The 19,658-nt window shown below is 67.4% G+C and carries 17 protein-coding genes; 3 read left to right on the top strand and 14 right to left on the bottom strand.

What is annotated here, in order from left to right:
* Nucleotides 1-29 precede the first annotated feature (29 nt).
* The 10 genes from Q8O14_08605 to Q8O14_08560 form a co-directional block, all read right to left on the bottom strand.
* Nucleotides 30-2,606 (bottom strand): cytochrome b/b6 domain-containing protein, encoded by a 2,577-nt coding sequence (locus Q8O14_08605; protein ID MDP2360799.1) that lies wholly within the window; start codon nucleotides 2,604-2,606, stop codon nucleotides 30-32.
* Nucleotides 2,606-3,409 (bottom strand): hypothetical protein, encoded by an 804-nt coding sequence (locus Q8O14_08600; GenBank protein ID MDP2360798.1) that lies wholly within the window; start codon nucleotides 3,407-3,409, stop codon nucleotides 2,606-2,608. Before Q8O14_08600 ends, Q8O14_08605 begins: the two co-directional genes overlap by 1 nt.
* On the bottom strand, nucleotides 3,406-4,194 hold the full coding sequence (locus Q8O14_08595; GenBank protein ID MDP2360797.1) for a cytochrome b/b6 domain-containing protein: 789 nt from the start codon (nucleotides 4,192-4,194) through the stop codon (nucleotides 3,406-3,408). Before Q8O14_08595 ends, Q8O14_08600 begins: the two co-directional genes overlap by 4 nt.
* Nucleotides 4,181-5,164 carry a hypothetical protein gene (locus Q8O14_08590; protein MDP2360796.1) on the bottom strand — a complete coding sequence of 328 codons (984 nt, stop codon included), beginning with the start codon at nucleotides 5,162-5,164 and terminating at the stop codon, nucleotides 4,181-4,183. Before Q8O14_08590 ends, Q8O14_08595 begins: the two co-directional genes overlap by 14 nt.
* Nucleotides 5,165-5,201: 37 nt before the next feature.
* Nucleotides 5,202-6,092 carry a cytochrome c3 family protein gene (locus Q8O14_08585; protein MDP2360795.1) on the bottom strand — a complete coding sequence of 297 codons (891 nt, stop codon included), beginning with the start codon at nucleotides 6,090-6,092 and terminating at the stop codon, nucleotides 5,202-5,204.
* 92 nt (nucleotides 6,093-6,184) lie between these two features.
* Nucleotides 6,185-7,267 (bottom strand): rhodanese-like domain-containing protein, encoded by a 1,083-nt coding sequence (locus tag Q8O14_08580; protein MDP2360794.1) that lies wholly within the window; start codon nucleotides 7,265-7,267, stop codon nucleotides 6,185-6,187.
* A 180-nt stretch (nucleotides 7,268-7,447) separates the two neighbouring features.
* Entirely contained in the window at nucleotides 7,448-8,776 is a 1,329-nt protein-coding gene (locus Q8O14_08575; GenBank protein MDP2360793.1) for a hypothetical protein, read from the bottom strand.
* A 9-nt stretch (nucleotides 8,777-8,785) separates the two neighbouring features.
* The gene (locus Q8O14_08570; GenBank protein ID MDP2360792.1) at nucleotides 8,786-9,007 is read right to left on the bottom strand and encodes a hypothetical protein; all 222 of its coding nucleotides are present in this window, start codon (nucleotides 9,005-9,007) and stop codon (nucleotides 8,786-8,788) included.
* Between the two features lie 251 nt (nucleotides 9,008-9,258).
* Nucleotides 9,259-11,370, bottom strand: a complete 2,112-nt coding sequence (locus Q8O14_08565; protein ID MDP2360791.1) for a M23 family metallopeptidase — start codon at nucleotides 11,368-11,370, stop codon at nucleotides 9,259-9,261.
* The gene (locus tag Q8O14_08560) at nucleotides 11,363-11,839 is read right to left on the bottom strand and encodes a tetratricopeptide repeat protein (GenBank protein ID MDP2360790.1); all 477 of its coding nucleotides are present in this window, start codon (nucleotides 11,837-11,839) and stop codon (nucleotides 11,363-11,365) included. The genes Q8O14_08565 and Q8O14_08560 overlap by 8 nt, the downstream gene beginning before the upstream one ends.
* Here Q8O14_08560 and Q8O14_08555 point away from each other — a divergent pair.
* The gene (locus Q8O14_08555; protein ID MDP2360789.1) at nucleotides 11,828-12,409 is read left to right on the top strand and encodes a hypothetical protein; all 582 of its coding nucleotides are present in this window, start codon (nucleotides 11,828-11,830) and stop codon (nucleotides 12,407-12,409) included. The two genes, Q8O14_08560 and Q8O14_08555, sit on opposite strands and share 12 nt — an antisense overlap.
* A gap of 48 nt (nucleotides 12,410-12,457) precedes the next feature.
* The gene (locus Q8O14_08550; protein MDP2360788.1) at nucleotides 12,458-12,796 is read left to right on the top strand and encodes a hypothetical protein; all 339 of its coding nucleotides are present in this window, start codon (nucleotides 12,458-12,460) and stop codon (nucleotides 12,794-12,796) included.
* On the opposite strand, the gene Q8O14_08545 is transcribed toward Q8O14_08550, so the two are convergent.
* The 3 genes from Q8O14_08545 to Q8O14_08535 form a co-directional block, all read right to left on the bottom strand.
* Nucleotides 12,748-13,866, bottom strand: a complete 1,119-nt coding sequence (locus Q8O14_08545; protein MDP2360787.1) for a methylated-DNA--[protein]-cysteine S-methyltransferase — start codon at nucleotides 13,864-13,866, stop codon at nucleotides 12,748-12,750. The genes Q8O14_08550 and Q8O14_08545 overlap by 49 nt on opposite strands.
* 69 nt (nucleotides 13,867-13,935) lie before the next feature.
* Complete coding sequence (locus Q8O14_08540) at nucleotides 13,936-17,172, bottom strand: methylmalonyl-CoA mutase family protein (GenBank protein ID MDP2360786.1); 3,237 nt, start codon at nucleotides 17,170-17,172, stop codon at nucleotides 13,936-13,938.
* A gap of 107 nt (nucleotides 17,173-17,279) precedes the next feature.
* Nucleotides 17,280-17,948, bottom strand: coding sequence for an HAD family phosphatase (locus Q8O14_08535; GenBank protein ID MDP2360785.1), 669 nt, complete (start codon nucleotides 17,946-17,948; stop codon nucleotides 17,280-17,282).
* A 134-nt stretch (nucleotides 17,949-18,082) separates the two neighbouring features.
* Here Q8O14_08535 and Q8O14_08530 point away from each other — a divergent pair, with 134 nt between their 5' ends.
* Nucleotides 18,083-19,282, top strand: coding sequence for an ATP-binding protein (locus Q8O14_08530; GenBank protein MDP2360784.1), 1,200 nt, complete (start codon nucleotides 18,083-18,085; stop codon nucleotides 19,280-19,282).
* Between the two features lie 95 nt (nucleotides 19,283-19,377).
* On the opposite strand, the gene Q8O14_08525 is transcribed toward Q8O14_08530, so the two are convergent.
* Nucleotides 19,378-19,644, bottom strand: coding sequence for a hypothetical protein (locus tag Q8O14_08525; protein MDP2360783.1), 267 nt, complete (start codon nucleotides 19,642-19,644; stop codon nucleotides 19,378-19,380).
* Nucleotides 19,645-19,658 lie beyond the last annotated feature (14 nt).

Raw genomic sequence — 19,658 nt, 5'->3', positions numbered from 1 at the left:
GGGCGACAAGGTGAAGCGATGTCCGGCGCTCAGTAGGCCGGCGGCAGATAGAAGATTTCATTGTCGGTCACGCTCGCGGTTATGGCGCTGCTGCGCAGTTGGCGGATTCTGCCTTCATCAAAGCCCAGGGCTTGGTAGTCGAGGAGGCCTCCCTCGGCGGCGTGGCACTCGCTGCACTGGGCGCCGGACCCCGGTTCCGCCCGGATGCGGTCGTGGAAGCGGTCCTTCGTCTCTTTCATGCGGGCCTGGGTCATGGGCGCCGTGCCGCCCAGGTACTCGCGGGCCCGCTCGCTGTCCAGGTCGGCAAAGAGGTGGGCGCCATCCACTTTCAGGCCCAGAAGGCTTGTGTAATTTCCCAGACCCGTGCCCGCGGGCTCCGACAGTAGTTTGTAGGGCAGGTCCGGTTGACCGGCGGGGTTGCGGCGCAGGTCCAGCCAGGCCCAGTTGGAAGGCTGCCGATCCACGGGATGCGCGTGGCAGCCCTCGCAGGACATGAAGCGGCTGTGCAGATTGATGTAGGACCGGGTCTTGACATTCCCCTGATGCGGCAGCAGGGAGTGGCAAAGCAGGCACTCGCTGCGGCGCAACTGGCTGTCCTCCACCACCACCGGTTGCTGGTCGTGGAAGCGGCGGTGCCGCCAGTCCACGTCCTCGTGGGCCACCCGCAGCGGGTAGGTGGGATCGGCGAGGGCGGCCTCCTTGTCGGCCAGGGGACGCTTCAGCCACTGGGCGACCATGGTGTCGGAGTCCCTTCCACCCAAGCCGAGGTAGAGACGGAAGGACCAGACCATCGCCGCGCAGGTGAGAATGGTCAACGTGAGAAAAGACCAGCCCAGGGTGCGGGCCAGCACCTTGCGGGTGTGGCGGCGGCGCTCCGGTGTTCCCGTCACCTCCTGCATGAGAATCGATCCGTGGGTCGTCACGGCGTCCGCCGCCATCAGCGCGCCGTGTTCCTCCTCCATGTCCTCCTCGCCCATCCTGCCGTCGATCCACACTTCGCTCATGGGCCAGCGGGCCGGCTTCCAGTGGACATTCCAGAAGTGCCAGACGACGATGGCCGCCACGGCCAGGATCGCTTCCAGGGAGTGGACCAGGCGGGCAAGATCCACGATGAACTTGCTGCCCAGGTGCTCCCACCACAGGATGATGCCGGTGGCGGTCATGACGAGGGAGCCCCAGGCGAAGGCCCAGTACTCCATCTTCTCGCTGTAATTGAAGAAACCGAAGGGGGGCCTGTCCTTCCGCCTGCCCAGCATGAAGGCCAGGTTGTGGAAGAAGAGGCGGATGTCGGAGGGACCAGGCAGCATGGTCCCCAGCAAGGCGCGCCCGCGCCGGGTGAAGAGGGCGTAGCCCACGTGGTAGACGCTGACCAGCGTCAGCATGATGGCCGCCACCCGGTGGCTCCAGTCGCGCACCGGCATGAAATACACCCAGTGCGTCAGCGTGCCGAAGCGCTCCGGTGGAATCCACAGGATGACGCCGGTGAGGGCGAGCAGCGTGAAACTGACGAACATGATGACGTGGGAGATGCGCTCCGCGGGCGTCAAGCGCCGGAAGACGCGGCGCACCGCCCCCGCCTGCTCCGCCTTCGCCGCGGCTGCGGCGTGGGCCTTGCGATGGCGGCGCCAGGACCACCAGTCCAGCAGGTTGTGCAGCATCATGCCGCCGATGGTGAGCACGATGAGCCAGATGTACACCCGCTTCACCCACACCAACACGTGCACCTTGACGCCCTGGTAAAGGTCGTGCATGGAGCCGGCCGTGGCGAAGGCGACGGTGGCGCCGTCGTGGCAGCCCGTGGCGCTGCAGGTTTGCCGCAGGTTGGACGAGTGGATCATGGATCGCTCGTCCGTGTGGCTCAGCACCTTGTGGTAGCCGTGGCAGTCCGCGCACACCGGGCTGCGGCGGTCACCGAAACTGAAGCCGCGCCCGTGGAAGGACTTGAGGAAGCTGGAGACCATCGTCCCGTCAATGAGCAGGGTGGCCAGGCTGTCCGACACCAGTTCGTTGTCCGTGTGGCAGCGGATGCAGGCCTCGAAGTTTTTCTGGGTGCGCCAGTACTCGCTCTCGCTGATGTGCAGGGCCAGGTGTTTGAAGTCCCCCTCGAGCTCGTTGTAGTTCTCGTGGCAGGCCAGGCACTTGTTCCTGGCCCGCTCCAGGTTGCTCGGCAGCTTCTGCCAGTAGATGGAATTGACGTGGCAGTCCTTGCAGACCGGCTTGCGGTGGTCGAGGGCACCCTTGCCCGACTTGCCGTGCACGGAGTTGGCCAGATCCTGGGCCATCTGGAGATGGCTGAAGTCCCTGCCCGTGTAGGGGTCGATCACATGGCAGGCGACGGCGCAGTTCACCTTCTGCACAGGCGTGCGGTGCGGCACCTGGTCGATGTCCACATGGCACTGCCGGCAGGCGAAGCGCCCATGGACGGACTCCCGGTGGACGTTCTCGTCGATGTGGAAGTTGCGGACCCCCGCCGAATCCAGCACCGCCATCCACGGCTTGCCGTGGCAGTAAAGGCAGTTCTCCGGATCGAACCGCGTGTCCTGGGCACGGGCCAGCCCCGCCAACAGCAGGGCCAGGAGCAGGATGGGGATGGGCACGCGGCTCATCAGTCCTCCAGGATCGGGAAGTGGAATGGCTCGTAGTTCTCCACCATGCCCACCGCGGCGGAGTGTGTCAACTCGTGGATGCGGCCCTGGCTGAAGCCGAGGGGGCTCCAGGGGAACTCCGTCTCCGGGGCATGACAAGACAGGCAGGCCAGCGGCTTGTCGCCCACATGCTCCTCGGCGAACTCCCGGAATTCGGCCTCATCGATCTCAAGTCCGCCCTCGGCGTCGGCGCGGAAGGCCTGGTAGCGCTTGTCGTCGTAGGGAGTGAAGAGCAGCGTGGAGCTTCCACCTGCGGACAGCACAGGCACCATCCGGCTTATATAGTTCCCCGCGCCCGTCAGACCGCCGTTCTCCAGACGTTCCAGTCCGTAGGGGCCGCGGGCCGTGATCGAGTTCTCAACCCCGAAGGTGGTCCACTCCAGGCGCGTCCTTCCCCTCGATTCGTCGTCCAGGTGGCAGGCCAGGCAGCTGAGGAAGTGGGAGTGCTGGTTGTAGAAGGCCCGGCGCTTGGCATCCTTGGTGTGCGGGAAGAGGGGATGGCAGGTCAGGCAGGCCTCTTGCTGTCCCAGAGGAAGCAGGGGGTGGATCTCGATGGTGTGGAAGTGCCGCTCCTGGTTGCGGTAATCCTCGAACCAGCTCTCCAACTGGCGGATGTGGTCGGCGAACTGGCGCTTGTCCGGGGCCGCCTCCTCGTCCGCGCGGTGGGGCTGATTCGCCCATCGCACCAAGAGGATGGAAATGGCGCTGCCCACGGCGAACACGGCCAGGGCGTAAAGGATCCGTCCCACGGCTCTGGTGTTCATGCCCCACCGTCCCGGCCGTCCTGTGGCCCTTGACCATCGCCCACATCGTCGTGCCGCCGCTGCCGGCCCCGCTTCAGTTGTTCGAGAATCTCCTCAAGCTCCCGGGGGTGCTCCTCCCGCATGCGCTCCTCGGACAGGGCGCCCTTGTACCACACTTTGTTGGCCGGCCAGACGCGGGGATTGAAGTGCACGTTGTAGAAGTGCCAGATGACGATGGCGAGGAAGGCGAGGAGCGCCTCGTCGCTGTGCGCCACGTAAGCGATCTGGATCGCCGAGGCGGGCAGCCAGCGCCCCGCCTCCTCCGGATGCCAGAGGATGAGTCCGCTGCCGGCCATGATGAACATGCCCCAGAAGACCGCCCAGTAGTCGAACTTCTCCAGGTAGGAAAAGCGGCGGAAGCGCGGCCGCTCGTCCGTGAGGAACAGGAAGTGGCGCAGGTTGTCCCGGATGTCGCGCAGGTCCTGCCGGTCGGGCAGCAGATGCATGTCCTTCACTCTCGTGCGGTTGCGAACGATGTTGAACAGCATATAGACGACATGGAAGCAGAAGTCGACGATCATCACCACCGCGGCGATGCGGTGCAGGCTGCGGATGTTTCCAATTCCCCCGAACACGTCCACCACCCAGGTCCAGAAAGAGCTGTCAGGGAACTTGATGGGAAAGCCCGTCACCACCAGGACGGTGAAGGGCACGAACATGAAGACGTGCTGCAGGCGTTGCGAAGTGGTGAAGCGCAGATACTCGCGGCGTTCGCCGATGACGCGGATGCGGTCACTTACCCTCATGGCGCCCTCCCGTCGTGAAGCGGTCGTGCAGCCAGCGGCCAAAATCCAGCAGGATGTGGCTGAAAAGCAGGGCCATGGTGATGGCCGTGAGCAGGATGAATCCCCAGCTCACGGCGTAGACGACGGGATTGCTTTTCATCGTGGGCTGCGAATGAATGGCCGAGCGGGCGAATTCGAGGCTGGGATTGACGTGGCAATTGACGGTGCCGCATGTCTGGCGGATGTTCGCCGTCGAGAGGGTGGACGCCGGGTCGTCCTGGGGCAACACCAGGTGGCTGGTGTGGCAATCGGCGCAATTGGCCACTCCGTCCAGACCGCGCCGCATCGCCTTGCCGTGGAAGTGATGCTGGAACCCCGCCACCTGCGTGCTGCTCAAATTGACGCTCTCCATCAGGGTGGCGTCCCCATGGCAGCTGGCGCAGAGCTTGACGATGTTGATCGAGTTCTCGGCGCTGCGGTGGGAGGTGTGGCGGTCCACATGCTCGATGACGCTCTCCAGGGAGTTGCCGTCGTGGCAACTGGCACAGTGCCGCGCCTGCTCCTGCACCCGCTGGGATGGCTGGGCCATCAGGTGGCTGCCGTGGCAGTACTTGCAGGTGGGCTTGGCGGCGTTGGTCTCCTCGTTCTCCTTGTCGTTGCGGCCGTGGATACTGAGGGCCAGCGCTTCCACCTCGGCGCGGTGGGAGAAGACGGTCAGTTCGAAGGGCCGGTTGACGTGACAGGTCTTGCCGCAATCCACAGGCTGGACGCGCTCGGGGTGGGGAAAGGCGTCGATGTCGCTGTGACAGTCCCGGCAGCCGATGCCGCGGTGCGAAGAGTGCTGCACCATGGTGGCGCTGACCTCGAAGAGCCGCAGCTGGCCCCCTTCGTCGAGGCGTGCCAGCAGCGGCAGACCGTGGCACAGCTCGCAGTTCTCGGAGTCCGCCAGGCGGGCATGGGCTGTCACCGTTGCCGCCAGTACGAGCAGCATGGGCAAAAGCCGGCAGCCCGGACGGACCCGCGGTCGACTACAAGTCATGACAGGCATAACAGATCCGTTCCTTGGCTGCCCGCAGCAGCTTCGAGGCCGGCGGTGCGCCCCGCGAGCAGGCGGGATTGGGGCTGTGGCAGGTGGCGCAGGCCACCCGGCCCTCGGGATCCAGGGGCAGCACGACGCCACTCCCGGCCTGGAAGCTCGCCAGCGCGGCGGCCGTGTCCATCTTCAGCCGGTTGTGCAGCACCGAGCGGCCCATGTGCTCCCGCTCGTGCTTGACGTCCTTGTGGCACTTCAGGCACAGCTCGCCCTGCAGCAACTGCAGGTCGGTGCCCGGGACGGGGCCCGTCCCTCCGCTGCCAACATGGCAGTACCAGCAGACCCGGCCCTCCGCTCCGGCAAGATGGGGATTGACCGGTTGGTAGAGGCCGCGGTCGTGGCACTGGTAGCAGAAATCCGTCTCCCGGGGCCAGGGGCCGCCGCGCAGCATGCTGCGGTTCTCCCGCGAGACGCGGTGCCTGGTCTCCGGGGCGCAGTGGACGGCATGGCAGGTCAGGCAGGTGGAGCGGCCATCCTGCAGGGGCGCCCCGGCGAAGGCAGGCGCTTTCGGGCTGTCCCCCGCGAAGTCCGTGGGATGGATCGCCCGCAGGTGGGCCTGGGCGTCATGGCATTCCAGGCAGGCGCCGGGACGCCAGCTCTCGGCCGCCGGTTCGCGGCCGGGCAGGTGGCAGGAGGCGCAGCGGCCGCTCCGCCCGTGCGGGTTGACCTTGCCGGGGATGCTCACATGATGGTGGACCGGCGGCGGCGGCGCCTCGGCGCGAGCGGTCGAAAGGGGCAGGCACAGCCCGCAGGAGGACTTGCCGGGATCGGCGGCGGGAGCGATCCCTGTCGTCGCATACATGAGGCCGACAAGCAGCGCTGCCACCAGCGCCGCCCGCTTCGTCCAAGAAAGATCGGAGAAGGTCAAGGTCTCCCCGCGTCATCTATTGGCGACGTCACGCCACGGCCCCGGCCTGGTCAGTTGGTGACCGTCGGGAAGTTGTGCCCTTGATGCACCCACCGCTCCCGGGGCAGGTCGTCATGCATGAGGGCGTTGGCCCCGAACCGCATGCTCAGAAGGTCGTACCCCAAGACATTGAGGTAGAAGCCGACGAATGCGCTGGTATGGCCTGTCCAGCAGTACAAGACGTTGATTTGAGTGGGGTGCAGGGCGGACAGGGCGGTGGCCGTGGTGACGGCGCCCGGTGTCAACTGGTAGCTGCCGGCGATGTGTCCGACATCCTCGTAGTCCTGGGTCACCCAGTAGTTGTGGATGTGATAGGTGCCAGGGCTGTCCATCACTTCATAGGCGTTGATCACGTTGTTCCCGAACCCCTCGGCGAAGATGGCCGCCACGCGCGCCTGCAGGATGGCTTGTCCGCTGGACAACCCGGTGGCCAGGGTCGGCCAGTTGTTGACGGGCAGGTTCGGGCTGGCGCTGTTGGACATGATGTTCGCGTATTGATTGCTGATGCCGGAATCCCACGGCCCTGCCAGCAGATCGTTCCACCCGGCCATGCCCCATTTCATGCAGAAGGCGTCGTGCCCCAGCATGCGCAAGCCCATGGCGGCGAAGGCGGCGATCTGGCCTGTGTCGCAGACCAGGGCGATCTCATCTCCCCCCGAGTTGTTGGCGGCGACATAGGCGGCCAGGTTGGCCACGCTGGTGTTGCGGGCGCCCGTGATGTGGCCGTTGGCGTAGGCGAGCGAGCTGCGCAGATCAACGATGAAGAGCTGCGCCTGATGGTTGTAGACGTAGGTCGGCTCCTTGAGCCAATCGACGTTCCAGGCCGGAAAGGAGGGATCGGTCACGCCCGTGAGCAGGGCGAACTCGTTCTGCCCGACCTGGATCGGAAGTGAGCGACTGGCCGTGTCGATGCCGTCCGACACCGTGACCGACACTGTGACCAGGCCGCTGGACGCCGGCGCTTGCCACTGGACCTGGGCGGCATCGGCCCCGAAAGGGAGTCCGTTGGCCCGCCAGGCGTAGGACAACTCGTCGCCGTCGGCATCCGTCGCCTCACAGGTCAAGGTGATCGTCTCCGCCGGGGCCGGATTCAAGTTGCTGGCCGTCAGGGATTGGATTTGAGGCCTGGCGTTGGCGTCTTCGTCATCTGAGCAGCCAAGGCCTAGCAGCAGCCCGCTGGCGAAAACCATCGCACACAGGTGAATGTGTCGTCCCACATGCGCTCCTTCAATCAATTTCACTCAACCAGCGGCATGCCCAAGCCCGGCAGACCCTTAGTGGCGGTTCCAATAACGGCTGATGCTGTCATCCACCGCCACCCGCCGGTTGGCCCGCACGTATTCGTCCGCGTCCTCCAGGCCGGTCACGTGGTGCTTCAGGCTGTCCAAATGGCTCAACCACAGGAAGCGACCGGCGTTCACCGTCTCGTGCGGACCCTGCACATGGCAGTTCATCCAGCAGTCGGCCATGGAATAGGCGGGATTGACCAGCGCGATCTCCGTCTGCGGCGTGTAGCGCTGGATGTTGTGCGGGCTGGCGTACTCCCAGGTCTCGAAGGCGACCCAGTTGTCCAGGACGGGCCAGCCCCACTCCCGGAATCCGTCCTTGATGACCGGGATGTGACGCACCGTCACCCACTCCTCCTTGGAGACGGGATGGTTGGGCCACTGCCCCGTGTTGCGCCCGATGCGGAAGTCGCCGTACTCGGCGTAGCCCTCGGGATTGCCGCTGCTCCACACCCCGCCCGCATGGCAGTTGAGACAATTGGTGTAGGGCTGGCTGTGGCAGACGTGGCAGGAAAGGCCCTCTTCGATGGAATTGCCGCTGGGCCAATGGTATTCGTGGAAGAGGTTGTCGTCGGACGCCAGCTGGTGGCAATTGACACACTGCGGCAGGCCTGCCACTTCATAGCGGGTGGTGTAGTCCATCCGCCCATCCCCATGCAGGTTCTCCCGGTGACAGAAGAAGCAGTCATAGCCCAGGTCGTAATGGACGTCGGGCTGGTTGCCCTCCAGGTGGCCGGTGAAGTCGTTGCCCACGCGGCTGCCGTGGCAGGCCGTGCAGTTGTTCTCGATCTCCGGCGTGCGCTTGAAACGGTGACTCTCCAGGAGGCCGCCGTGCACGGAGTTGGGCCGCGAGACATGGCACTGGCCGCACGTGGTGTGGCAGCTGGTGCACTCGCCGTTGTAGCCGTCCTTGAGCAGCTGCGGGCAGTCCTCGAAGCGCTCGTAGCCGGCGCGCAGGGCCACCTTGTGTTTCTCTCCCCAGAGCTGCGTGTGCATGGAGGTGGCGTTCAGCTCCACGATGGTGGAGTGGCATCCCGCTCCATTGCAGTTCAGCTCGGCCTGGGCGGAGGGATCGCGCACCACGCCCTTGACCGCCGGCTTGCGCCGGATGACGGTGCCGTTGCCCGTGTATTCCACCGTGAACTCGTGGGCGGACGCCATGGCCACCCAAAGGTCGTCCCGCGCCTCGCTGGCGGCCACCACCGGCTCCGTGCCGCCGTGGCAGGTGACGCAGCCGATGGCCGCGTGGCGGGGATCCACCTCGGCGTAGCTGGCGGCGTTGATGAACACCTTCTCGAATGGCTCCAACGGAGCCACCGAGCCGCCTCAGCCACCGCCCCCACCGCCGCCGCTCTCCTCTTCCAGGGCCAGCCGGCGCAGGTAGGAGCGGGTGGTATGACAGCTCTCGCAGGTGAGGACAACGGCATCAGCGCCCAGGGCGGGATCCCGCCCCACTGGACTGATGCGCTCGCAGCCTTGCAGCATCACCATGGCCAGCACGGCAACAAGGATGCGCCAAGAACCGCCTGCTGTGGAGTGCATTGCCATGACACCTTCCTGGTGTTACTTGGCTAACAGAATGTAGCGAGACAAGGTGGTTCCTGTTGGCGCGTGAGGCGTCCAGCGCCCCTGCGATCCTGTCACGCCGACCCTTCCATCGACAGATTGGGCTATAGTATTGAACTGTTCTGCCACAATCTCGGGGCGGTTCAGATTCAAAACTGTTAGCACTTTGACAATATAACTCGAATCCGCAGAGAGTCAAGTGACAATCGCCGATCAGTTGCGCCTTGCCAGGATCAGGGCTTGGCGATCCGGATGGTGGACGACAGGATGGTCTCGTTGCCGGAGCGATCCCGCACGCGCAGCTCCACTTCATGCTCGCCCGGATCCCAGGGCCGATCCGGCCTGAACTCCACCCGCCGCGTATCCGGTTCATAATGCGGATAGTGGCGCCGTCCGCCCTCGCGCAGCTCCACGTTGGCAATGCCGGACGGGTCGTCCCCGATGGTCCAGACGAGGGTGGGCCGGGTCGGATGGCGGCCGGACTTCGTACCCGGCTTGTGCAGCGTGACGGCAGGGCCGCTCCGGTCCGCGTGGAGGACATAGTCGCCCGTGCGCCCCACCGTCGTCCTGAACAGGTTGCGTTCGCGCCCGCCCCCTCCCGCGACGAGGGAGGCCGGCTGTCCCTTCGCTCCCGCCTGGAAAAGAGCCAGCTCCGCCCAGTCGTCAGCCGGCCAGGCTTCCAACTCCAGCTCCAGCGTCAGGGGCCGCTCCAGTTGCAGGTGGGGGGGATCCAGGGTGAAGGGTCGCCGGGCGTCACGCCAACCGTTGACGAGGAGCAGGGTGGATTGCTCCACTGTTGCGCTGTCGGCCACGATGCCCAGGCCGCCATCCGGGTGTCGCCAGCGGACCGCCCGATCAGGTTCCAGGCGCAATCCCCGCAGCGCCAGCGTCGGCAGATCCCGCCGGTCCCCCACTTCCAATTGGCCGTGGGCCAGGGCGCGGGCTTCCTCCCCTTTGTCCAGCGCCCATTCCCAGCCGCGAGCGCGCCACTGGCCCCATGCGCGCAGCGTGTCCGCTCCGGCCACCAGCACGGGGCATCGCGCGGCGGCCGAGGCCGGCAGCGGCGCCAGGCGCAGATGCAGGCCATCCGGCAAGGGGAACAGGGACCAGGCCGCCTTCTCCTTCTCTCCAGCCTGGCCGCCGGCCCGTCCGGCCGAGAAGACGGGATCCAGCGGGCGGCCGGGTCGCTGCCGGAGCAGCAGGTTGAGCCGGGCCGGGTTCTCCGCGGCGTCCCAGACCAGGATCTCCAGGTGACGCAGGGGGCGGGTCGGATCGGGGCGCAGGACGCCGTCGCCCGCCGCCTGGTCCCACAAGCCCAGTCCACCGCCATCTCCCCAGAGCCGCATGTGGTGCTGCCCGCTCTCCCACTTCAACCATCGGTGGAAGAGGCGTCCGCTCTGCGGGTTGTGGTCCAGGGGAAAGGAATCCAGGCGGATGTTGAAGAGGGTGTCGCCCTCCTCCACCAGCGCCACCCTCCAGACGGGCAGGCGGCCTCCCGTGCCGGGCAGGCGGTCGATGACCTGGAGGGCAAGCCCCACCGCTCCCTGGCAGTCCAACGTGTCGGGCGCCTGGTAGCGCCCGGAGCCTGACTGGAGCGGCGCCAGGCGGTGCGGGAAGAGTCCTCCCTCCACGCGGGAGCCGACCATCAGCGGGACCAGGGCCAGCCCCTCGATGGCGGGGGGCAGGTTGTCGGGCAGAGCCATCCCGTGGCGGAGGGGATTCCAGCAGCGGTCCTCGTCGGTGGAGCGCAGCTCATAATGCAGATGGGCGGAGCCGATGCCCGTGTCGCCGCTCCAGGCGATCACCTCGCCGCCACGTACCGGGAAGGCGCCGGGGTGGGGATGCAGGAGCTGCGGGTAGAGGCCGCTTTCCTGGCGCAGGCGCTCCAGCTCCGCCTCCACGTCCGCGCGAAAGGCCTTCAAATGGGCGAAGAGGTGGCGGCGGCCCAGGGAGTCGGTCAGCATGAGCTGCAGGCCATAACCCGTGTAGTCGGCGGCGATGCGCGAGAGCCAGCCCCCGGCCGGCGCCAGCACGGGCATGCCCGTGCGCTGGTTGGTGGAGAAGTCCACGCCGGCATGCAGGCGCAGGCTGCGCGGCTCGCCGAATCCGGCGGTGAAGCGGGTGCGCTCCGCCAGCAAAGGCCCGATGGGCGCGATGACGATGGCAGGACGGGGTGGTTCCGGCGAACCCGCCGCCTCGCCGCTGTCGCCCTGGTGCAGCAAAGGGCCGGCCAGCAGCAGCAGGCCCAGGAGAGCGGCCGACAACACGAGCAGGGGGCGGGCGGGATTGCCGCCGAGGGCAGGGCGGCATCCAGGGACGCGCGGGGGCGGAGCCTGCTCAATCACTGCGCGGGCAACGCTCCAGCAGGCGACGGGCGCGGGGCGCCGCCTCGCAATCCGGGAAGCGCTCCACCAGGGCGCGGGCCTCCCGGCAGGCGCGACCCGTGTCTCCCAGGTTGAGCCAGCAGAGGGCGATCTTCAGGCGGGCATCCTCCTCCTTGTTGGATTGGACGTGCTCCAACACCTTCTGGAAGCAGGCGAGGGCGTCCAGCCACTGTCGACGCGCGTAGTGGGACTCCCCCAGCCAGTACATGCAGTTGTCGCGCAGGTCGTCGGGCAGGGCCGGGTCGCGCAGCAGGGCCTCGAAATCCCGCCCCGCGGCCTGGTGGCGTCCCGCGTTGAAGGAGGCCACCGCCGCATCATAGCGGAAGGTTGGCGAAGCGCCCTCCGGCGAGGGCGTGCTTTGACCCTCGTCCCCGGACACGAGGGGGGCAAGCAACAGGACGAAGAGGAGGATGAACCGATGGATCAGCATGGGATCAACCAAAGGAAGAGCGGCCTCATCCGCAAGCTGTGGCCCGCCATCTGGCTGCTGACGCTTCTGTTGGGAGGGTGCATCTACTCCATCCAGCCCTGGTATGAGGCGGGCGCCGGCGGGGCCGACCCCGCCCTGCTGGGTGTCTGGCAGGATGCGGAGGATGAGGAGAGCTGGGTTTTCATGGCCACGGGCGACACCCTGCGCCTGCTCTACCGGGAGAAGGGCCGCACCAGCGAGTTCGCCGCCGCCAGCTTCCACGTGGGCGGCCAGGGATTCCTGGACCTGTCGCCCGCGCCCGGCGCCTGGGACGAGGGTCCGGCCGGCTGGTACCTGCTGCCCATGCATGGCCTGCATCTTTGGAGTGTGGACGGGGACACCCTGCGCCTTAGTTCGCTGCGGCCCGAGTCCCTGGAAAACGTGCTGGCCCTGGGTGGACATCCGCCGCTGGACCGGCGGGAGGACCGCTGGATTTTCACGGGCAGCCGCGCCGAAATGGCGGCCTTCCTCGCCGGGCGCCTGCTGGATCCGGGGCTGTTCGGCGATCCGACGGTGATGGTGCGCAAGTAGACGCCCCGCGTGTCGGCAGGCGTCTCACCAGAGGATCGAGCGCGGTCCTTGCGCCGGATCAAGCTGCTGCACACGGTGGTGTGGGCTTTCTTCGCCACCTGCGTTGCGGCCATTCCACTGGCCGCGGCCACCGGGCGGCTGGGCTTGGCCCTGCTCTGCATCGGATGCGTGCTGGGTGAGACCCTGGTGCTGCTGCTCAACCGCTGGCGTTGTCCGCTCACCGACGTGGCGGCCCGACACACACAGGACCGCCGGGACAACTTCGACATCCATCTGCCCGAGTGGCTGGCCCGCCACAACAAGCTCATCTTCGGCAGCCTTTTCGTGGCCGGCTCGGTCTACACCGTCCTGCGCTGGCTGGCCCTTTCGTCCCGGCCGGCCGGCTGACCCGCCGGAGCGGAGAGTCCGGCTCCTGGCCCCTCCAGCTCCAGCAGGCGCTGCTTGCGCCAGAGGCCACCACCGTAGCCGGTGAGGCGGCCGTCGGCACCGATGACGCGGTGGCAGGGAACAAGGATGGCCACCCGGTTGTCGCCGTTGGCCCGGGCCACCGCCCGCGAGGCGGAGGGCCGGCCGATTCGTGCCGCCAGTTCGCCGTAACTGATGGTCGTGCCGGGCTCGATGCGGCGCAGCTTGTCCCACACCAGGCGCTGGAAAGCGGTTCCCGGCAGGAGCAGGGGCGTGGCGAAGCCCGCGCCGCCACCGGCGAAGTAGGCCGCCAGCTCCCCCTCGACCTGGTCGAGCAGGGGGTGGGGTCCAGGCAGGAAGATGGCCTGCAAGTGCCGGGCGAGGGTGGCCAGCTGACCTTCCAGCATGCGGCGCCCGGCGAACTCCAGCAAGCAGAGTCCCTCATCCACGGCGCCGGCCAGGAGCGGCCCCAGCGGACTGTCCAAGCGTCGCAGGTGGATGATCCGCCTCCCTGCCGCCGCCGTCGGACCCGTCCCGGCCACTTTGCGCAGGGCTTCGCTGAAGCCGCTGAGCGATTCGTAGCCGGCGTCGAATGCGCTGCGTGTCACGGTCCCCCCCTCCCGGATGGCCGCCAGCGCGCCGCCGAGCCGGCGGGCACGGGCGTAGGCGTGGAAACTCATGCCGTGATGCTGCTGGAACCAGCGCCGCACACGGTCGGGATGCAGGCCCAGGTCGCGCAGATCCGACGCCCGCCAGCGTCGACCGGGGTCCGCCTCCACATGCTGGAGAAGGGCGCCAATGTCCGCCGGCGGCGCGCCCGCGGCCTCCAGCGGTCGGCAGCGCAGGCAGGGCCGGTAACCGGAGAAGAGCGCGTCCCGGGCATGGGCGAAGAACTCCACGTGCTCGCGCCGGGGTGTCCGGGCTGGGCAACCCGGCCGGCAGAAGATCCCGGTGGTGCGCACGGCGGCCAGGAAGATGCCGTCGTAGCTGCTGTCGCGGCCAGCGAAGGCCCGCCACATCTCATCAAGGGGAGGAAGGGTGACTGCTTGCATGGCGCCAAGGTGGCGAGGAAGGAGTGACGGCGCCACCGGAAAAACGGCGCCAATGTCGGAAGGGGGACGCTACATGTTGCGCCGGTACTGGCCCCCCACCTCGAAGAGGGCGCGCGTGATCTGCCCCAGGCTGGCCACGCGGACCGTCTCCATCAGCTCGTCGAAGATGTTGCCGCCCGCCGCCGCCACCGCCTTGAGCCGCGCCAGGGCCGGGCCGGCTTCCGCGGCGTGGGCGGCCTGGAAGTCCCGCAGGCGTGTCACCTGGCCCGCCTTCTCCTCGTCGCTGGCCCGGGCCAGCTCCATGTGCGCCGGCACCTCGTCGCCGCCGGGCCGCAGGAAGGTGTTCACGCCCATGATGGGCAGCTCGCCGGACTGCTTCTTCAACTCATAGAGCATGGACTCTTCCTGGATGCGGCTCCGCTGGTACTGGGTCTCCATCGCGCCCAGCACGCCACCGCGCTCGCTCAGCCGGACGAACTCGGCAAGAACGGCTTCCTCCACCAGCTCCGTCAGATCCTCCATGAGGAAGGAGCCCTGGAGCGGATTCTCGTTCTTCGTCACACCGAACTCGTGGTTGACAATGAGCTGGATGGCCAGGGCGCGACGCACGCTCTCCTCGGTGGGGGTGGTCACCGCCTCGTCGTAGGCGTTGGTGTGCAGGCTGTTGCAGTTGTCGTAAACGGCCAGCAGCGCCTGCAGCGTGGTGCGGATGTCGTTGAAATCCATCTCCTGGGCGTGCAGGCTGCGGCCGCTGGTCTGGATGTGGTACTTGAGCTTCTGGCTGCGCTCATTGCCGCGGTAGACCTCGCGCATGGCCACGGCCCAGATGCGGCGCGCCACGCGGCCGATCACGCTGTACTCCGGGTCCAGTCCATTGCTGAAGAAAAAGGAGAGGTTGGGCGCGAAATCGTCCACCGCCATCCCGCGGCTCAGGTAGTACTCCACGTAGGTGAAGCCGTTGGCCAGGGTGAAGGCCAGCTGGGAGATGGGGTTGGCCCCCGCCTCGGCGATGTGGTAGCCGCTGATGGACACGCTGTAGTAGTTGCGCACCTGCTGGGCGATGAACCACTCCTGGATGTCGCCCATCAGTTTGAGGGCGAACTCGGTGGAGAAGATGCAGGTGTTCTGGGCCTGGTCCTCCTTGAGGATGTCCGCCTGCACCGTGCCGCGCACGCTGGAGAGCGTGAGGCGGCGCAGCTCGGCGCGCTCCACGGCGTTGGGGGCGCGACCCTGTTCCGCCTGGAACCTGTCCACGGCGAAGTCGATGGCCGTGTTGAGATACATGGCCAGGATCATGGGGGCCGGCCCGTTGATCGTCATGGAGACGCTGGTGTTGGGCGCGGAGAGGTCGAAGCCGGCGTAGAGGCGCTTCATGTCATCCAGCGTGCAGATGGAGACGCCGCTCTCGCCCACCTTGCCGAAGATGTCGGGACGTTCGTCGGGGTCCTCGCCATAGAGCGTGACGCTGTCGAAGGCGGTGGACAGACGCTTGGCCCCGCTGTCCCTGGACAAGTAATGGAAGCGGCGGTTGGTGCGCTCGGGCGGACCCTCGCCGGCGAACTGGCGGGTGGGATCCTCGCCCTGGCGCTTGAAGGGGAAGACGCCCGCCGTGTAGGGGAAGAAGCCGGGCAGGTTCTCCAGGGCCACGAAGCGGTAAAGATCGCCCTCGTCGCTGAGGCGGGGCAGGGCCACGCGCGGGACGCGGGTGCCGGACAGGCTCCCGCGGGTCAGGTCCTGCCGGTGGACCTGGCCACGCACGGTGTACTCGTAGACATCGCCCGTGTAGCAGGCGGCGGTGGCGCGGTACTCCTCCAGGGCGGGCAGGGTGGCGGGGTGGAGTTGGCGCTCGAGGTCGGCCCGACGGGCCGAAAGCTCCAGGGCGGCGTGTCCGCCGTCCAGCTCCTCGATGGCGGAGGCCAGGTGGGCGCGACGGCGCAGCAGCTCGGCGTCCCGCGCCACGCGGGACTTGTAGTCACGGACGCTGCGGGCGATCTCGGCCAGGTAGGTGGTGCGCTCCTCGGGGATGAGCTGGCGACGCAGCACATGGGCGTCCCGCGCCAAGGGCGCATGGGCAAAGCCGCCGCCGAAGCGCGATTCCAGGGCCTCCATCAAGCGGTCGAAGAACCAGTTGGTGCCGTTGCAGTCAAAGCGGCTGGCCACCGTGCCGAACACCGGCAGATCCTCGTCCGGCACCTCCCAGGAAATGGAGTGGGCGCGGCGGTACTGGCGGCGCACGTCGCGCAGGGCGTCCTCGCTGCCCCGCTTCTCGTACTTGTTGAGCACGACCATGTCGGCAAAGTCGATCATGTCGATCTTCTCGAGTTGGCTGGCCGCGCCATACTCGGCGGTCATGGCGTAGATCGAGAAGTCGGCCAGGTCCACCACCGCGGAGCTGCCCTGGCCGATGCCGCTGGTCTCGAGCAGCACCAGATCGTAGCCGGCCGCCTTGAGCAGGGCGACGGCGTCGCCGGTGGCGGCCGACAACTCGCTGCCGCTGCCGCGCGTGGCCAGGCTCCGCAGGAGAACCCTCTCCCCTGTCAGGCTGTTGACGCGGATGCGGTCCCCCAGCAGGGCCCCGCCGCTCTTGCGCTTGGTGGGGTCCACGCTCACCACGGCCGCGCTCTTGTCCGGGAAAGCGGCCTGAAAGTGCCGGAGGATCTCATCGGTGAGGCTGCTCTTGCCGGAGCCGCCCGTTCCCGTGATGCCGACAACCGGTGTGCACGAGGCTCGGCCCGCCGCGAGAAGCTGGACAAGTTCAGGTCGGGGCGTGGCCCCGGCCGCGCCTCTTTCGCAGAGGGTGAGGGCCCGGCCCAGGGCCGCCTCGTCGCGGGCCAGGACGCGGGCCTCCAGGTCCGCCATCGGCAAGGAGGCGGGATCGTAATCGCTCAGGGCGAGGGCGAGGTCGATCATGCCCTCCAGACCCAGTTCGGTGCCATCCTGGGGGCTGAAGATGCGATCAATGCCGGCGGCGTGCAGCTCTTCGATCTCCGCCCGGACGATGACACCGCCGCCCCCGCCGAAGATCTTCACATGGCCGGCGCCCCGCTGCGCCAGCAACTCCTTCATGTATTTGAAGAAGAGGACGTGGCCGCCCTGGTAGCTGGAGACGGCCACGGCCTGGGCATCCTCCTGCACGGCGGCCCGCACAATCTCCAGCACGCTGCGATTGTGTCCCAGGTGGATGACCTCGGCGCCGGCGGCCTGGAACACCCGCCGCATGATGTTGATGGCGGCGTCATGGCCGTCGTAGAGGCTGGCGGCGGTGACCACACGGACGGGATGCTGAAGCGTGTGTCGCTTGGACATGGTGTGAACTCGCGGATTGGACCCTTTGGCCAGAATCTACCACAGCGCGGCTTTCACCCTCCGGAGGCCAGGTTCGCACCAGCGGGAAGGGAGCATGCTGCCCGGCCTCAGGTGTCGCAGGGCCGCTCCGCGTCGGCGGAGTCAGGCAGGAGGTCGAGGAGATCTGCAAGGATCTCCAGGACGCGCCACGCTCCGTGGAAGGCGCAGCCGCGTGCGAGTTCCGTGGGCACCACCACGCAGCGCAGGCCGGCGGCCGTGGCAGCGGCGAGGCCGCGCTCCGTGTCCTCGATGACCAGGCACTCGTCCTGGCGGAAGCCGCTGCGTTCCAGCGCCCGCAGGTACGGCTCGGGGTGGGGCTTGCTATGGGTGAAGTCGCCATGGGCCAGGACGAACTGGAAGAAGGGTAGCAGCCCCGCCCGGCGGTGGATGATCTCAAAGGGCTCCCTCTCGGAGCTGGTGACGATCCCCATGGTGAACCTGCCGAACAACGTTTCCAGCACCTCCCGCACGCCGGGGATGACCAGGTCCTCCCGGCGCAGCAGCTCGTGGTAGCGCTCGTTGCGCTCCCGGCGCAAGGCCTCGACGGCCTCGGGCGCGAGACCCCGTTCCTCCGCAAGGTGCCAGGCGCCGCAGCCCTGGACCATGAACCACTCCAGGTACTGCGCCGGGCTGAGGTCGATGCCCACCGAACCCAGCGACTCCCGGGTGGCCTGGAAGTAGAGGCGCTCCGTGTCCACCAGGATGCCGTCGTTGTCCCAGAACAGTGCCTTGATCATCCTCACTCTCCCTGGATCGTTTCGGCAGTCTGACGGGCGTTTTCCCGACGCGTCCAGGCACCGGCCCGGCTTCCGCCTGGAAGATCAAGAATTTATCCTTGCAAATCATGCATCGTGATGTCAGATTTGCACACATGAAGATACGAACGCTGCTAGCCATCCTGCGTGAACGCCTGAACGAGGCGCCGGCCGTGGCCTTGCTGGGCCCCCGCCAAGTGGGCAAGACCACCCTGGCCCTGGAACTGGCCCGGGAACGTGACGCCCTGTACCTGGATCTGGAATCGGAGGCCGACCGCGGCCGGCTGGCCCAGCCTGAACTGTATTTGGCCGGCCACCTTTCCCGTCTGGTGATCCTGGACGAGGTGCATCGGACGCCCGACCTTTTTCCCGTGCTGCGCGGGCTCATCGACCGGGCGCGGCGGGAAGGCCACGGCGCGGGCCGTTACCTGCTGTTGGGGTCGGCCTCCCTGGACCTGCTCAGCCGCGCCGGGGAGTCCCTGGCCGGCCGGATTTCCTACATGGAGCTGGGTCCCTTCACCGCCCTGGAGACCCAGGCGGATCCGGACGAGCCGCTGTGGATCCGCGGCGGTTACCCGTCAAGCTTCCTGGCCGCCAGTGACGCCGCCAGCCTGCGTTGGCGGCAGAGTTTCCTGCGCAGCTACCTGGAACACGAGATCCCGCGCTTCGGCAGCCGCCTGCCCGCCGAGACGCTGCGTCGCCTTTGGACCATGCTCGCCCACCAGCAAGGCGGGCTGCACAACGCGGCCACCCTGGCCCGCAGTCTGGGCATGGATGTGCGGACGATCAACTCGTGCCTGGACCTGATGGTGGACCTGCTCCTGCTGCGCCGTCTGCCGGCCTGGCATGCCAACACCGGCAAGCGGCTGGTCAAATCGCCCAGGCTCTACTGGCGGGACAGCGGCTGGGTCCACGCCCTGCTGGGGCTGGGGGATCGCGACGCCGTGCTGGGACACCCCGTGGCCGGGGCGTCCTGGGAAGGCCACGTGGTGGAAAATCTGCTGTCGGCGGTTCCGGAGGGCGTGCAGGCCTACCACTTCAGGACCGGCGGTGGCGCGGAGCTGGACCTCCTGCTGGTTTGGCCCAGCGGCCGCAAGTGGGCGGTGGAGATCAAACGCAGCTTGGCGCCTCGGCCCACCCGGGGTTTCCATTCCAGTTGTGCGGACCTTCAGCCGGAGGGCCGCTTCATCGTTTACCCGGGCAGCGAGGCCTATCCGCTGGGCGAAGGTGTGGAGGTCGTCTCATTGGTGGACCTCATGCGACGACTGACCCGTGGTGGATGTGGAACAGAACCAGGGGCTGAAATCCAAACATGACGTGTCGAGTTTTCAACCTCAACTGTGCGATTGCCAGCTCGACTTGTTGCCGCACGGGTGGCGAGCAGCGGCTGCCGATGACAAGGCTGAATCCGCTACAAGCGTTGCAGTTCCATCTCCAAGCGGTGAAAGGCCAGGGCCTGCAAACCTTCCGCCAGGGGGAAGCTGTGCTCGCCGACGTGGACCAGGAAGGCCCGGTCCAGGTGCAGCGTCTCCCGTGCCGAAGCCAGGGAGCGCGTCAGGCGGGGGGAACTGGTGCGCTTGATTTCGAAACCCCACCGGGCTTGGCCGCGCACCACCAGCAGGTCCAGTTTGGCGCCGGAGTGGGTGGCCCAGAACCGGCACTCATCCCGCCGCGACAATGTCCGCCACCTGT

The organism is bacterium (genome assembly GCA_030685015.1).
In the GTDB taxonomy this organism is placed as follows: Bacteria; CAIWAD01; CAIWAD01; order CAIWAD01; family CAIWAD01; genus CAIWAD01.
Note: the sequence above shows the minus strand (reverse complement) of the source record. Positions and strands in the feature narration are given on the sequence as shown.